Below are 16406 nucleotides of genomic sequence, written 5' to 3' on the forward strand. Positions count from 1 at the left end.
GGTTTAATGTAGTTTAAGTGTTATCGTAGGATTGCCATTGAATGTCTGTCCCGCACGGAGCGACTGCTGATGGACGACCCCTCCATGACCGGAGAGGGACACTCGGAGTCCGGCCTTCTCTGCGATGAAGACCGCATCTGTCGTCGATACACCGACAAGGTCGGGGACGATGCCATGCTCAAGATCGAAGGCCTGATACTCATTGGGACGTCTCTTCTCATCACCCGAATGTCTCTGTACCGAGAGCCACTTCTTACTGCCATTGATATCGTACGAAGAGATCCCCGAGATGTCCGAAGCGTGCTTCACGGCCGAACGAGCACCGGCATGTATGACGACATCGAAGTGTGCCGTAGAGTCCGGCACAAGCTCGTCCACATCCATGCTCATCGTGGTGGCAAAGATCTGTTCGGCAATGTTCCGAACGACCCCACCGGCTATACGCCCTCCCGATGGATAACCATTACGGGGACGGCTCACCGTGACCATGCAAGTGTACTTTGGGTTTTCGTAAGGGAAGAAGCCACAGAACGACACATTGTGTCCACTATTACCATAGCCTCCCTCCCCACTTCGCTGAGCTGTCCCGGTCTTCCCTGCGATGGAGACGTACCGAGAGTCGGCATCCTTCCCTGTACCGGAAGTCACCACCCCACGAAGCATCTCACGCATCTGTTTCAAGGTCTTGGAGGATGCGATCTTCTTGTTCACCACCTTGGGCTTGAACTTCTCGATGACCTCATCCTTATCCTTTATCGCAGTGACGATATAGGGTTCCATCATCTTACCATCATTCGCTATGGCGTTGTAGAACCTGCACATATATATCGGTGGGATCATCGTCTCATACCCGAACGACATCCAGGCCAACGAAGTCCTGTCCCACTGCTTGATGTCCCTCTTGATGCGAGGAGCGGCAGTACCCGGTATCTCAAGCCGGATAGGCTCGAGGAAAGACATGTCATCCAGATGTCGGACAAACTTCTGACGATCCTTCTCGAATGCCTTGAGGACGGTCTTCACAACCCCCACGTTTGACGAATAATGTATCGACTGAGCCACAGAGATACGACCATACCCACCCTTCTTGGCATTGTGGTCCACGACTGTACGACCACCGTAAGGGAAGAGACCGTTGCCTGTATCTATGCTGTCTCCGGGCTCACAGCTGCCCTCCTCAAGAGCTGCCATGATCGAAGGCACCTTTATGGTCGACCCCGGCTCAAGCAAGTCTGCGAGTGCGTGGTTCGTCTTCTCGGCATAGACCCCTTCACTGATACGATCGAGATTGGACAGAGCCTTGATCTGACCCGTCTCCACCTCCATCACGATGGCACACCCCCAGTCGGCATTGACCTCTGTAAGCATCGCCCTGAGACTACGTTCGGTGATGTCCTGTATCCCGACATTGAGGGTCGTGTGTACATCGACGCCATCGATGGGTTTGACCTTGGATATACGTATCGTCGTACCACCGATGTAGCGTCTCATATCTATGCCCGGAGTCCCACAGAGCACAGAGTCGAAAGCCATCTCCAACCCACTGCTGCCATGCGTGCGCTGGAGGCTGTCCACATCCTTCTCGAGGTTGCCTATGGTACGAGAAGCCATCGTGTTGAAAGGCTTCTCCCTACGCACCGTCATCTCTACCACCATACCGGACTTGTTTCGATTGGGGATAGAGAGGAAAGGCATCTCCTTGAGTGCTTTGAGCTGGGTATGACTGATCTCAAAGGGCAACAGACGATGCGCCCTCTTCTTGGCTTTGAAAGCAGTCAAGAGTTCGTTCTTATATGTCGCTTTGCTTTTGTTTCCGAAGTAGTCGGCGAGAGCCTTGGAGAGGGCATCGACATTGTTGTAAAACGTAGAGTCCACGATCCCCTGAGCACCAAAGTCCATACGTACGGTATACTTGGGCACACTGATGGCAAGAGCAGTACCGTTGTCCGAGTAGATATTTCCCCTCGAAGCAGGCGCATAAGCATCCGAGAGACGAGACTGTGTATCCAGCTCCCTCCAATATCCTGCATTGGTCACGGCTACCGTAAAGGTTGCCAAAAATACCACTACGGCAGACAATACAATCACCACCCCTACCAGCATATATCTGATAGAGGCATGCTTACTCCTCTCGGTCAACATCTTCAACCGACGCTCTTGATCCTTATGCTTCTCCATACGACTCCTGACAGCTATTTACTATGTATACTGATTACTTCTCTATGATTATGGGAGGGGTCTTGGGGATCGAGATTTCGAGATTTTCCTCCCTCACTCGCTCCTCTATGGCGGAGATACGGGTAGCCCCCATGAGGGTCGAAGAGATAGAGACCTCCTCCATCCTCAGGTCTGTGATCTCACGCTTGAGGTTGTTGATCGCACGGAGCTGACGTATGGCAGTGTAGTTGTTGTACACAAGGAAGAGCGCAAGTAGCGTCGCAGCAATGATCCACTTCAGTGTATCCGCCCGGAAGCTATCGCTGAGGAACTCCCCCCCGCATATCGCCAAAACTTTTTGACCCTATCTGTCCCCTTATTCTCTGTTGCCATGTGACTTATTGTCTTTGATCTTACTACTTCTTTTCCTTCCTTATCCCCACACGAAGCTTGGCACTCCTTGAGCGAGGGTTCTGTGTGATCTCTTCGGCCGAAGGCAAGATCGGCTTGCTCCCCAAAGGCTCTATCGGCGAAATCACTGCACCGAAAACATCCGTGTGTCGAGTACCATCGATATTGCCCGTACGGATGAAATTTTTCACCGGGCGATCCTCAAGCGAATGATACGTGATCACCGACAGACGACCACCGGGACGAAGGAGCTCCACCGACACCTCCAACAGCTGTCGGAGGGCATCGATCTCCTCATTCACCGCGATACGGAGAGCCTGGAAGATCCTCGCGAGGTTCTTCTTATCATGGGGCGGGCATACCGGACGAAGGGCCTCGAGCAAGTCGGATATCGTGGAGAGCCTCCCGGCCTTGTCAGCCTCCTTAAGGAGAGTGGCGATCTTGTACGAGCCTTTGACCTCCCCATAGGTCTTGAAGATGTCTGCCAGATCACCCACCTCAGTCTCCCGGATGAGCATCGCCGCCGTGCGGCCCCCGGCTTGGTTCATGCGCATATCTATCGGGGCATCGAACCTGAACGAAAAACCCCTCTCCTCATCATCCAAGTGATGAGACGAGACCCCGAGATCGGCAAGGATGCCATCCACATGCTCCACACCATAGAAGTCCATGAAGTGAGCGATGTGTCTGAAGTTCGAGCGCACGAAGGTGAATCTCGGATCATCGATCACACAGTTTGCCAAAGCATCCAAGTCCCTATCCACCCCGAAGAGTCGCCCCTCCGGACCAAGTCTGCCAAGTATCTCCCGACTATGACCGCCACCACCATGCGTGGCATCGATATACACCCCATCAGGACGTATATCAAGGGCATCCACACTCTCTTTGAGGAGCACGGGGATATGGTAACAACCGGCTGTGACAATACCATCTTCCGGAACTGTGGTCGAAGACTTTTTCTTACTTTTCGCCATGATCAGGGCGTCAAAAATGGGTGTAATAAGGATGAATAGTAACTGAATCCTAAAGATACGCAATATCCCTAACAACATCACACACAGGAAGGAGATATTTTTTTGCAATTTACAATCACCCAAAGCAAAACAAAAACTTGAGAGAAACACAATAACACCGCCGAAAAAAAATTACGCACATAGTAAACTCATCAAAATTCACTATTTTAGCGCAACACACATTTTAATTCCCCAAATGCCAGAAACATCCATATGAGCCAACCATTCATAGTCTTCTTGCGAGACAAAGAAACTTTCGAATTTAAGTACACAAAAGGGATCACAAGAGTCTCCTGCATTAAGGGCAGATATAGAATAACATTCTCCAACCACAAGACATATAACTACAACAGTGAAAGAGTCAGATATTATCCGCTCTTATCAACAAGAGAAAATGTCCGTATCTATGAAAGAGGGAAGCTCAATCCCCAATACAACTCAGTTGACAACTATGGAATGTACCTGATATTCAGGAACCACAAAGACAGTACCCATCCCATACTTAACAGCAAAAACATAGAGATATGTGATATTAAGAAAGTCTCATCAGAAACCTTCTCTATCATGAGGTACTTCACATCTATATTGACAAAGATTGGAGGCGTATCTTTTGATATAGAAACGGGAACAACTGAAGACAAAACTGTGGAGCAAGTATGCAACGACCTCCTTCTAAAATCCCTTAACAATATAGACCTACAAGAGTCTAGATCTGCATTTTCTGACTATATAGATGGGGTTACTAGAAACCCTGAAAAGCCTAAATCTCCGCTCATATACCCTTTCGGATGTAATGAAAGTCAAAAGCTTGCGGTCGAGACAGCACTAACCAACAGCATTAGTGTCATCGAAGGACCTCCGGGCACAGGCAAAACTCAAACGATATTAAACCTCATAGCTAATCTAATTACTCAGAATAAGAGTGTGGCCGTTGTCTCGAATAATAACTCGGCGGTCTTCAATGTCCGAGAAAAGCTTCAAAAGAATGGCTATGGTCAGATCATCGCGTCACTCGGCAATAAAGAAAACAAAGACGAGTTCTTCAAGGAGATAAATCGCCAGTGCTTTAGTAAAGAGCTCGTCCTATCCACAAAAAGGCTAAGTCAAGCCAAGGATAAAGCAACAAAACTGAATCAACTCCTGACAAAGGGATTTCAGTATCGCAACGAGATAGCTAAACTCAAGGAGTTACTTTCAGACATGCAGACTGAGTTCGAACACCTAAAAGCGGAACAACCCCTCCATCCGGAAATGAAGACACAAATAGATGCTAAGTTTCATCGAAAAATCAGTTATAGCAAAATACTTAAACTAAAAGATCTTCGTCACAAAGTCTCAATCAGAAAGCGACTTTCTGTATTTGATCACATGAAAGCCCTCTTCAGTTATGGTATCCTATATTTACCTCACCTACTGGAGCAAGGTGAAGACTTTGAGAATTACGTCAATCACAAGTTTTATGAGCTTTACATAGCAAAGATCCAAACCAAAATACACAAAAAGGAAAAGTGGTTAAAGCAAAATGATGAAAACAGCAACTTAGCACAGTTCGTTGATCTATCAAAAAAGATCTTTAACACCGAGCTGTATAACAAGTACTGCGAACTATCGACGATTACGGACTTTAAAACAGATAATTATCTCAAACGATTCGATGAGTTTATTGAGCGTTACCCTCTACTCCTGAGCACTACACTGTCGCTCAGTAGCAGTATTCCTAGCAACCATTTACTTGACTACGTGATCATTGATGAAGCATCTCAGGTGGACATCATCAAAGCTGCGGTATGCTTCTCATGCTGTCGCAATGTGGTTGTCGTGGGCGACAGTATGCAATTAACCCACATTGTAGATCAACAAAGCCAAGAGATAGCGGATGAGTTGAATGAAATCTATCATACCCCACCCGCTTATGACTATGTCAAGCAAAACATACTCGAGTCCCTGAAGCTCCTCTATGGAGAGCATCTCAAATCCGTTCTTCTGAAAGAGCACTACAGATGTCACCCTAAGATTATAGCCTTTTGCAACAAGAAGTACTATAACAATGCTCTAATCACAATGACCCACAGCGAGAACAAATACCCTTTCAAGATAATAAATACAACGACAAAAGGAGGCAAAGGGAACTTTAACAAGAGACAAATCGAGGAAACAGCAGAATACATCAAAAGCTTCTCTCCTCACTCGTATGAAAAAATAGGAGTGATAGCACCATATCGCAGTCACGCCAATATGCTACAGAAACAACTCCCTGAGAATATTGAAGCTGATACCATACACAAATTTCAAGGAAGAGAGAAAGAAATCATTATCTTGAATACCGTGAGGTCGGAAATAGTAGACTTTATAGATAACCCAAACCTCATCAATGTAGCAGTTTCAAGAGCCATAAAAGAATTTGTGGTAGTAAAACCAGAACTGATGGATCTTCCTCACGGTACTAATATAGGCGATTTGATACGCTATATATGCTATATATCAGACCCTAAAGAGATTATTATCAGGGGAAAGCTCTGCTCGGTCTTTGACATCCTCTATAAAGAGTACAACAATGCTTATTCTCTACTTCACACTTCGAATAATACACTAGGTGGCTCTCCTGCAGAAATCATCATACATCGTCTCTTGAAAGAAAAAATACTAGTTGAAAACCATAGATTTGCAGCCATAGACATGGCAAGAGAGTACAAGTTAAGAGACCTTATTAGAGAATACAACCTATTCTCCGAAGAAGAGCGGCTCTTCATACAAAACAATTCAAGATTGGACTTCCTCTTATACAGTAAAATAGATAAAACACCAATACTTGCGATAGAAGTAGATGGTGTTTCGTTCCACAAGAAAGAGGTACAACAAAGGAGAGATCAAAAGAAAGATCACATTCTACAGAAACTGGGATTATCCCTACTGCGTCTTTCGACGGATGGTAACAACGAAGAGGCAAAAATCATAGACGCACTTGATCGCGCTATGTCCATTCCCCCAATCAACTAAAATCAAGGAAGCTTTATTCTTCTCTTTTTTAATCATGTCAGTTTGACATAAGAAAAAACATCCCACTAAACGCATTAACCACCTAATATTTTTCATCTTATAATTGAAAAGCGAACGATCAACGATATGCTCAAAAAAGGCTGTCAGATAGAGCATACTCAACATCGTAGCGTCAACAACTTTCTTACCAACCTTATCTCGGGACTATTTACGTACAACTTTCTCCGTAAGAAGCCTGAACTGAATATTGAAGTCGTCAGAAAACTTAAATTTACCACTTGCGCTTAAATCGAACTAGTGTAAATCAAAGTATTTTCATAAGTATCCGAACTCATATTCACTCCTTGCTAATCTCTATGGGAGGATGAAATGCGGAAGCAAATCCGGAAAAAAGCCGGCACGAAACCCTCGACGACAAAGATCGACACTGGGGCAGAATATCCCATCCACTCCTATCAGACGAGAACAATACAAGCAACGCATCAGGACGGAAAGAACAACACAAAAAAGTCGTTAGACTTGATTTCTAAAGTCGTTAAACTCGATGACGAAAGTCGTTAGACTTGATTTCGAGGATCGTTAAAGGTCTGTCAAGAGTCGTACACATTTCACCCTGACTCCTCCTTTCGGCAACGAAAAAAAGGGTGTGTCGAAAACTGAATTTCGACACACCCTCTTTTATGAGTAGGTATTGTATAGAGATTATGGAAGTTTGTTCCAGTACTCCATGTTAGAGATCTTTTCGATAGTGGTCTTACGGTCTCCGAGACGGACGTTGTCGGCTTCTGCTTCAGATACAGAGACAACCTTCTTACCCACACCTCTCCACTTCAACATGTGTGCAGGGACACCTTGCTTGACAAGTTCCTTGACAACGACCTCAGCACGTCTTCTGGAAAGATCGAGGTTGTACTCATCACTACCTCTCGCATCGGTATAACCGGTGATGAGGAAGTGGCTACCTGAAAGATCTTTCAAGATGCTTGCAGCCTCCTTGAGGATTTCGAGGGATCTTGGAGTGAGATCGTGCTTGTCGAACTCAAAGTTGACGTTCTCAAACATCTCATAGATCCTTGACTCTGCAGCCACAGGGACGAGCTTCTCGACGATCTTTTCGACCTCAACGATCCTTTCGACCTCTCTCTCTACGTACTGTACTCTCGGAGCACCCTTCTTGTCTTCACCACCGATACGCCATAGGAGTCGTGCAGACATCTGAGCGAAGCGTGGAAGACCCTTTTGAAGAGGGAGCTGATACTGAGCCTGGATGCCAAGACCGAAGTGGTTATTGAACCATCCATTGGCACCAAAGCCGAGAGATAGAGGGAAGTATGAGTTGCTGTCATTGATCTTATCCTTGTGCCAAGTGTTGAAAGACTCCCACTTTGCCTGACCCGTAGGATCGTCCTTGAAGACTCCTGCGCTCATGACGTCATAGTTCTTGTACAAGTAGTTGACACCAAGTCTGAGATAAGGTTCAAGATACTTGGACTTGAACAGTGGTGAGAGACGGAACTGAAGACCGGGACCTGCAGTCAAGAGATACTGATACTTAGCATCTCCGGCCTGTCTGTGGTGATTCTCGACAAAACTCATAGAGCCTTGAAGATCGAGATAAAACCAAGAGTTCAATTCTCTTGCGATGTAGAGATTACCACCGGTGAGAAGGTGATTGACCTTGAGGTTGTAGAAGTAATCCTCAGGACGGTTCTGAAAGCCCGTAACAGAGATACGATCCCAACTTACCCAAGTACCACCGATACCGATTTCCCAGGCCTTACGGCTCTTGGGCTGCTCCTCGTTGCGAGGCTCTGTGCTCTGTGCGAGCACTGAGGAAGTCCCCAGTGCCGCACAAAGTAGAGTATATGTTATTCTTGATAATTTCATGCTTCAATCTAATTATTTTACAATAACCCAATTTGTGGGAGCATCCTCTTTAGTAACCGGGATCTCAACCGTCTTGTCAAAAAGATCAATGACCTTGATTGTACCAGGATTAGATAGGTCATTGCTGTCGGTAACCAACTTATAGAATGCACTATCTCGATATGGGACCCAGTCTGCTTGCAATACTCGTTCATCCTTATTGCCTAGAGTTACACCTCCTTGAGAGTCGGTCAAGTACGAGTATGCCCCAATAAAGTTGCCTGGATATGTATCATTCAAAAGGAATTTGGATCCTGTTGGGTATACCTTTGGTTTGATAGCCACATAGCTACTACCTCCACCACCATTCCAGTTCTTTGTCATACCTATACCGATGAGAGTATGCTGTGGAAGTTGCGACCCTGCCATCTTAGTAGCAGCCCAAAGATTACCTACCGGCTCATTATACTTAAGATAAAACTCTGGTAATTCTTGATCTGTAGTCTTTAGGTACCCCCAAAGAGAAGTCGTACCAGTCTTAATCTGCATCTTGAGATCAATTTTAGAAAGTGAAGGCGCAGCGTAAATTTCAGGAACATGAACTACTGCATCCATAATCGGAGTCTCCCCATAAAAGTTCGTGACACCTCGGATACTCATGTACCTAGGCACATTATTCCAGCTATACTTTTTATTCATATTCCACTGATCTCTGAGCCATCCTGAACTATGCTCTGCATAAATATCCAAATTTTGATTCATAGCCTTAATCTCACTAGCTGTCAAAACTACCGGACGATAGAAAATGTGAGTCTTACCATCCTTCTTATCATAAGGAAGAATACCCAATGTTGATTTACCCCACTCTGGATCTGCAACCACATTGTTTTCTGCTATAGGCTGTGCATGATTAAGTATCTTTACAGTCTCTGTATCCGGGGTAGGAAGCCCAACAGGATACTCTTCCCATCGATCATCAACTTGTCGCTCATACTTATAATGAATCACAGTGAAATTATTAGGAAAAGCACGAGACCAACTTGAGTTATACAACTGACGAAGATATGCAAACTCCATCTTGATTCGTGTAAATATACGATTAGGAGTCAATATATTAGGAGCTGTTTCTTCAAAAACCCCATTCTTTTGAAGGTCTACAAATGCCTTACCAGCCCTTTGCCCTGGAGCAAATCTGACAGGTAGGTCTTCTCTAAGGACCTTAATCTTACCTTCAGCATCAGTTTCAAACTCCTTATTTTGATTTGCAAGCCCAGGAATACCTTTTACCTTAACACCAGGCCCAACCTTATTTCCATCCTTGTCAAAGACTTGGAATCTGACAGAACCGTCAGTAGGATCTACATACTCTCTCAACTTACCATTGAAGAATATAGGAAGCACATTAGGTCTGCCAATTTCAACAGCCTGACCCGGTTCACCATCCTTACCATCCTTACCATCACTACCCTTAGGTCCTCTTAGGTAATCCCAGAAGTCATTTTGAGTAACCCTATCACATGGCCAAACCTTAGTTGGATCGTGAGGATTCATTACTTGCGTAACAACATTTCCACAGTTGGTTTGAACCTGTTCTTTCCAAAGTTCATAAGCGCTCTTACCATTGACACCGTTAGTTCCATTTGTACCATTTGTACCGTTAGTACCATTTGTACCGTTGTCACCCTTCTCACCCTTAGGTCCGGCAAGGAATTGCCAGAATGCGACCTCACTATTGTGATTCTTATCCCAGAATTCGGTTGGATTATGAGGATTAGGGACATCGCCATTCTTGATGAATTCCTTCCAGACTTCATAAGCTGTTGCACCATTCTTACCAGGTTCACCATTTTCGCCCTTTTCACCCTTGAGGTATAGGAAGAAGCCATCAGTATCTTTACTACCGGCCCAAGTGATGGTACCCTTTTCTACGGCATCTTTCCACACCTGATATGCACTTGCACCATCGACACCACGGATATATCTGAGGTAGTCCTCCATGCTATTTTCTTGGCAGTCCCACTTCATCGTAGGATTGTGAGGATTCATCATTGGGTCTGTAGTACCACAACGAGATTCGAGTTCTTCTTTCCAAAGCTCGTATGCATTCTTACCATTTTCTCCCTTCGCTCCGGTGAGGAACACCCAGAAGTCTTGCATGGTATTCTTGTTTGGATCCCACTTTTCGCCTGGCTTATGAGGATTAGGCACATTGCCGGAAGAAATGAACTGATACCACACTTCATAAGCGTTGTAACCTCTTTCACCATCTCTACCGTCGGCACCATCCTTACCGTCTTTACCATCCTTACCCTTGAGGTATCTGAAGAAGTCTGACTCTGACACCTCATTCTTTGGCCAATCGATAGTACCATCATTAACTTTTTGCTTCCAAAGAGCGTATGCACTCTGACCGTCCACACCTCTTAGGTATTGCCAGAAGTCCTGCATGCTGTTCTTGTCGCAAGGCCATGGCTGTGAAGGATTGTGTGGATCCATGAGTTGGTCTGCGGTGCCGCACTTATCGGCAAGATCCTTAGCCCATAGTTCGTACGCACTGAGACCATTTTTACCATCCTTACCATCAAGACCATTCTTACCGTCCTTACCGGCAAGGAACATCCAGAAGTCTTTTACAGTATTCTTGTTTGAATCCCACTTTTGACCGGGGTTGTGAGGATCTTCGACATTTCCGGTAGAGATAGACTCTTTCCATTGTTCGTAAGCTGACTTGCCGTCCTTACCATCCTTGCCATCTTTACCTTTGAGATACCTAAAGAAGTCATTGACATCGACCTCATTCTTAGGCCAATTAACGACTCCGTTGTTTACGCTTTCCTTCCAAACTTCATAAGCCGAAAGGCCTGAATCACCTTTTGGTCCCTTTGGCAGGGTAATATCTACGTTTGCTTCGATCCCTGAACAGGAATAAAGAAACGAGAACAATACCAAAAGCAATCCATTGAAAAGTAGATTTTTCTTGTTCATTTCTTACTACGGTTAATTAATACTGTTATTTTAGTTTCTGTTTTATTTTTCTGATTAAAAGCCCCCACTCGCACACATAAATATACGAGACACTCGCCATTTGGGCGGAAACCCAAATCGAGTCAAAGTGAAGTTTTACAAAAAAAGAAGTCTCCGAAATTGGCAGGGATAAAAAACCTAATCTATCTTCCCTTAAAGGGGGCTCGCAAGTATGAGCTCAACCCTTCACCTACTAATGTCTAACCGGTAATACAATATATATAATTCAATAGAATTAAGTGTTGATAACCGGTAAGAGAATTAAGTATCTCTCGATCTCTCTTTTTATGTTCTTTTGTCATTGGGCACAAAGGTATAACTTTAGCCTGACAGAAAATACAAATCAGTGTTAAATCGAAAAACAAAACCTCAAAAATTACATAAAAGCACCTCAAGGTAGATCAAAAAGCACACACATACAACAAAGATGTGCAATACGATCAATATACATAAGGACATTCACCTCCCACCAAGACTGCTACAACTTGACATTTACCATAAAGAGAACCACAGAGGAATCGTTCATCCTCTGAGTTCTAAAAGCGAATAACGAAGTTTGGTCGAAAGGAACATTTAGACTCTGAGTATCAAAAAAAACAGTCTCCCCGATGGCGGTTATATCCGCCATCGGGGAGACTTTCCGTATTACTTATTCAGATGTACGAATCAGAATGCCAAGGTCAGTGTTGCAACGAGATTATTGCGAACATCTTCCATGCGAGCACCCTTAATCTCGATATTTGGGAGACCGAGGTGGTTCTGCTTGTTGCGATAACCACTGAATGGGTAGACCTGCTCCGTACGTGTTGAGCGTGCATAAGCAAGATCGATAGAAACGACCTTGGAGATACGATAACCGACACCAAGAGAGAACGCCTGATAAGATCTCGGCAGAGTGAAGTCAGGCATCATACCGACAGCGACTGCATCTCTCGAGAGACCATTTGCAGGCTCGACATCGAACTCCTCTCCCTTCATAGGATTACCGGTGAAGGACATCCCTCCTCTAAGGGCAAGTCTCTGTATCGGACGCACTTCGATACCGAACTTATGCGTCATCTCTTTGCCATAGTCTTCCTTGATCACCTCAGTGAGTGGATTGAGGGTACGATCACCGGCATAAAGCTTGGCCGTGGCAAGATCTCTATACTGGAAGTCATACGATACGAAACCATACTGTCCGAGGAATACCAATGCACTCGCTGTGAGCTGACCGGGTGTCCTGAGGATATAACTGTTGTCATACAGCGCGGTCTGGAAAGTAAGTTCCCTCTTATTCTTGGGCTCAATAAACTCGTTATAAGTGACCATCCTTGCAGAGTAAGTTTCCTCCATACTGATGCGTTCGGGTGTCATATAAGAAAGCCCCAAACGAACATAGTCCCCAAGCATCACCATGGCACCCAGATTCAAGCCGATCGAGTTGCCCGAAGTGGTGAGTTCGTTACCGAGGATCATATGATTGTTGACCTCAGCATTCGATTTTCTGTTGATGAACTTGAAGTCTTCTCTGTACTTGGTCGAACGTACGTGTGACACAGTACCGAGCCTTAGAGCTGCACCGACATAGAAGATGTCACCGAAGCCCATGGACATATTGATGTCCACCGAATTTCGAGCACCATTCTCGACGACATCAAGCATCGTCATATCCGGTGGCAACAAGTCCCATTTCTTGGTTGTCTCATTATAAGTATCAAGAAAAGCGTGCCTGAACAATTTATCATTGTCCGAAAACGGCCGGATGAGATCCGCATTCGCCCCCATGGCAACAAGAGGATGGACCATGTTCTTAAAGGGGTTATACCCCGGTGTTGACCCATCGATATACTTGTTAAAACTTATCCCCTCGTCCATACCGATGAGCATCATCAAGTCCGCAAGTCCGGCACCGAGGACACCTGTAGTCATACGATAAGTACGATCGAAGTCATAGTCTCTGTTGTAGGACACCCCCATGGAGAACTTCGTACCCGAGGACGAGTCGTAGAAGGGTGTCATGTATGACACATTGTTGAAGCCCCCGGGGCTGTATGACACCTCATTCTGATGACTTTTTTGCCAGTTTACCATGCTCTTACCCCACCCCGGGTCAGCGGAGATGGAGATCGTGGAGCGTGAGTAAAGCCCCAAGCCCGCAGGATTCACATAAACCGCTGTGGGATCTGCACCCAAGGCGCCCACTGCGCCCCCAAGTGCCTGAGCTCTTGCGGTACCATGAAGTCCCTTGAGTCCAAACCTGTATGCTTCGATAGGCCCCTGAGCATCTGCGCCGGCAGGTATAGCCATACCCAGCCCCAATGCTCCCAGAAGCATGAATGATATTCTGTATAGAGATTTCATAAGGATTGCCTTAATAATATTGTTGAGAGATTTATGATCACATTACTTTTATCATCGGCCTCTTCGTGAAGAGCCTCCGCTACGGCCGGACGATCCACTACTACCGGACGAGCTCGAGTTTCCGGATGATCCTGACGATCCCGAACGATAGCTTGACCCTCTGTCATCACTACGTCTGTAGTCAGATGAGCTACGGGTATTCGTATCGTACGAACGCCCCCATTCCGAACGACTTGGGGAAGAAATACGACCTCGGCGACTGTCGTCATACGATCTGGAGTTACCACTATCATAGCTACGGCTGCTGCGATTGTTGTAGCTGTCATAACTACGAACATCGCCACCACTGCCATAACTACGGACATTACCTGTACCTAAAGACTCTCCGTATGTGCGGCTGTAACTATTGTAACTCGCAGATCCTGCCGAACGCCCATAAGACGAGTAATTGCGACGAGGAACAGAGTAAGAGTGGGAGTAACCTCCGTAATACCCGCCATAGTATCTGTCATAGTAGCCATCGTAGTAACCATTGTAGTAGCTACTGCCGTATCCGCCATAGTAGCGATGCCTCCATGGGTTGTAGTAACCATAGTAACTCCAGCCCCATCCGAAGCCATCCCAACCGTAGTACCAAGGATCATACCATGAGTCGTACCAAGGGTAGAGATTACGGTAGTAATACCTGTCGTAGTAATAAGGCGAGCGATAACCCCACGAGCCATAATACCTTGGTCTCGCACTGGCATCGACATATATATTGACATTGGCATGGTCGTCATAGCCGTAATAGCGGTCCGACCAAGCGTCATATTCCATATCATCGACGATGTAGACCTTGTCCACTCCCGTCAAGACGAGTTTATCGTCCTTATGGAAGCGACGGAGACGTTTGCTGTACTCTCCACCCTTAGGGCGTTTCGTACCGGAAGCCCCATCGAGACGGTCGAGATTATCCTCCATCTCCTCGACAGTAACCTTCATACCACGTCTGTTGTACCAGTCAGTGACTTCGTTTTGATACTTAGCCTCTTCAGCTTCCCTTTCGGCAAGGATCTGTTGACGCTTTTTGAGCGCTTCGAGACGTTCGGCCTCCTTCTTTTCCCTCATCTTTCGAGCTTGAGAGGGTGTGAGGTAAGCATCGTCAAAGTCGTTCTGTGCAAACACATTGACCGAAACGAGTGACATCATCACAATAATAATCCACTTTAGAGCTTTCATATCTTTATTATCCTCCTCTTCCTTTTTAGAGTGTGAATACTTGGATTTCGATTACATTCCCTTTTCTATACCTATAATCCACGGAGTACAACAACCTTGCATCATCCGCCTCGCAATATATGAATAAAAAACCAAATTCTCAACACATCTCTGTCCTACACACGAGGGACTTAACAGCTTTTATGAGATAAAACGAGGTGCACCGCAATCCCCTCTCGGGGTCCGATGCACCTCGTTGTTTCAAATACCCTTCATCAAGTCAGGGATGAGGGGTCACTTCCCATCCACTATATCGGTAAGGACATAGGGGCGAGAGAAGTTCTCTTCGAGAGAGATCATCGTCTCTGTCGAGAGGACACCGGGGATGTTTTGGATGTGCTCGCTGAGGACCTCCATCAGGTGTGCATTGTCTCTCGAGACGACTTTGATCAGCATTGCATACGCACCGGTGGTGAAGTGACACTCCACGATCTCATTGATCTGCTTGAGAGCTTCGCTCACCTCTCTGAAGAGAGAGCCCTTCTCGAGCTTCACCCCGACATAAGTATATGTCGTGTAGCCCAAAAGCTTGTAGTCTACATGATAACCCGACCCTGTGATGACTTTGGCTTCGATCAGACGCTGTACTCTCTGGTGCACCGCAGCTCTGGAGACACCACAGCTGTCAGCGATCTCCTTGAAAGGCGTCCGAGCATTGGAAATGATCACATTCAGTATTTTCCTATCGAGATTGTCAATCTTAACCATAACTATATCCTTTTCTTTGTGTTAACTCTTTTTCTCAGTGTACATTTAACCCATTTCCTATACACCTCCGCCATCTTAACACTAAAGGATAGGAAATGGTTCACCAAAGACAACAAAATGTCATTTCAAGATAAGAGAATACGACAAAAGAGGGTGGTCAAGACTCAAATTTTGACACGCCCTCTTTTGGGTTTGGGATGGGACAGACATGTGTTACTTGTCCATGCCGGCTTCTTTGAGACGCTCAGTGAGGAGTTCCTCGGCCAGGTCTACAGCAGAAGTGCAGGGGAACTTATTTTCCCCCTTGAGCTCACGACAAGTAGCACCACCTGCACGACGGGTAAATTCGTCTTTGATCGACGGAAGACCTCTCTCCTTAAGGATATTCTCAGCAGAGTAAAGAGCACCACACAGCCCCCCTTCGGCACGCCCTCCGCCCATGGGACGATAGGTGAGTTCGATCTCCTCGTCAGACATTTTTGTGACATGCTGGAAGCCCTTTTGTATCGATTGGGCACAGTTCCAGTTTTGTGGTTTTACATGAAAAAAGTCGGTTGATTTAGCCATTGTATTAAGTTTTATGATGAGTGTTCTTTCTATAAGACAAAGGTAACCCTTTTTTGTTCA

10 protein-coding genes and 1 pseudogene are annotated in these 16406 nt (G+C 45.8%); 2 read left to right on the forward strand and 9 right to left on the reverse strand.

Annotated features, from left to right (window positions below):
• Positions 1 to 3 precede the first annotated feature (3 nt).
• The 3 genes from EL262_RS05430 to rsmH form a co-directional block, all read right to left on the reverse strand.
• Entirely contained in the window at positions 4 to 2178 is a 2175-nt protein-coding gene (locus EL262_RS05430) for a penicillin-binding transpeptidase domain-containing protein (RefSeq protein ID WP_078735859.1), read from the reverse strand.
• A 34-nt stretch (positions 2179 to 2212) separates the two neighbouring features.
• On the reverse strand, positions 2213 to 2509 hold the full coding sequence (locus EL262_RS05435; RefSeq protein ID WP_126464372.1) for an FtsL-like putative cell division protein: 297 nt from the start codon (positions 2507 to 2509) through the stop codon (positions 2213 to 2215).
• Between the two features lie 64 nt (positions 2510 to 2573).
• Positions 2574 to 3542: a 16S rRNA (cytosine(1402)-N(4))-methyltransferase RsmH gene (rsmH, locus tag EL262_RS05440; RefSeq protein ID WP_078735873.1), complete on the reverse strand. Its 969-nt coding sequence runs from the start codon at positions 3540 to 3542 to the stop codon at positions 2574 to 2576.
• Between the two features lie 684 nt (positions 3543 to 4226).
• Here rsmH and EL262_RS05445 point away from each other — a divergent pair.
• Together EL262_RS05445 and EL262_RS05450 are read left to right on the forward strand one after the other, a co-directional pair.
• Positions 4227 to 6578: an AAA domain-containing protein gene (locus EL262_RS05445; RefSeq protein WP_234983434.1), complete on the forward strand. Its 2352-nt coding sequence runs from the start codon at positions 4227 to 4229 to the stop codon at positions 6576 to 6578.
• A 114-nt stretch (positions 6579 to 6692) separates the two neighbouring features.
• Positions 6693 to 6866, forward strand: a pseudogene (locus EL262_RS05450) (IS982 family transposase); the annotation flags it as partial.
• A 414-nt stretch (positions 6867 to 7280) separates the two neighbouring features.
• Here the strand turns inward: EL262_RS05450 and EL262_RS05455 are convergent.
• From EL262_RS05455 to EL262_RS05480, 6 genes are all read right to left on the reverse strand, one after another.
• Positions 7281 to 8465 carry an OmpA family protein gene (locus EL262_RS05455; RefSeq protein ID WP_078735857.1) on the reverse strand — a complete coding sequence of 395 codons (1185 nt, stop codon included), beginning with the start codon at positions 8463 to 8465 and terminating at the stop codon, positions 7281 to 7283.
• A gap of 12 nt (positions 8466 to 8477) precedes the next feature.
• Entirely contained in the window at positions 8478 to 11429 is a 2952-nt protein-coding gene (locus tag EL262_RS05460; RefSeq protein ID WP_078735856.1) for a hypothetical protein, read from the reverse strand.
• Positions 11430 to 12134: 705 nt separating this feature from the next.
• Positions 12135 to 13811: a PorV/PorQ family protein gene (locus EL262_RS05465; RefSeq protein WP_126464373.1), complete on the reverse strand. Its 1677-nt coding sequence runs from the start codon at positions 13809 to 13811 to the stop codon at positions 12135 to 12137.
• 51 nt (positions 13812 to 13862) lie between these two features.
• Entirely contained in the window at positions 13863 to 15032 is a 1170-nt protein-coding gene (locus tag EL262_RS05470; RefSeq protein WP_126464374.1) for a hypothetical protein, read from the reverse strand.
• A gap of 273 nt (positions 15033 to 15305) precedes the next feature.
• Positions 15306 to 15779, reverse strand: a complete 474-nt coding sequence (locus tag EL262_RS05475; protein WP_025839603.1) for an Lrp/AsnC family transcriptional regulator — start codon at positions 15777 to 15779, stop codon at positions 15306 to 15308.
• 213 nt (positions 15780 to 15992) lie between these two features.
• Positions 15993 to 16346 (reverse strand): redox-active protein, encoded by a 354-nt coding sequence (locus tag EL262_RS05480; RefSeq protein ID WP_078735853.1) that lies wholly within the window; start codon positions 16344 to 16346, stop codon positions 15993 to 15995.
• Between the last annotated feature and the right edge of the window lie 60 nt (positions 16347 to 16406).

The organism is Porphyromonas cangingivalis (assembly GCF_900638305.1).
Taxonomy (GTDB): Bacteria; Bacteroidota; Bacteroidia; order Bacteroidales; family Porphyromonadaceae; genus Porphyromonas_A; species Porphyromonas_A cangingivalis.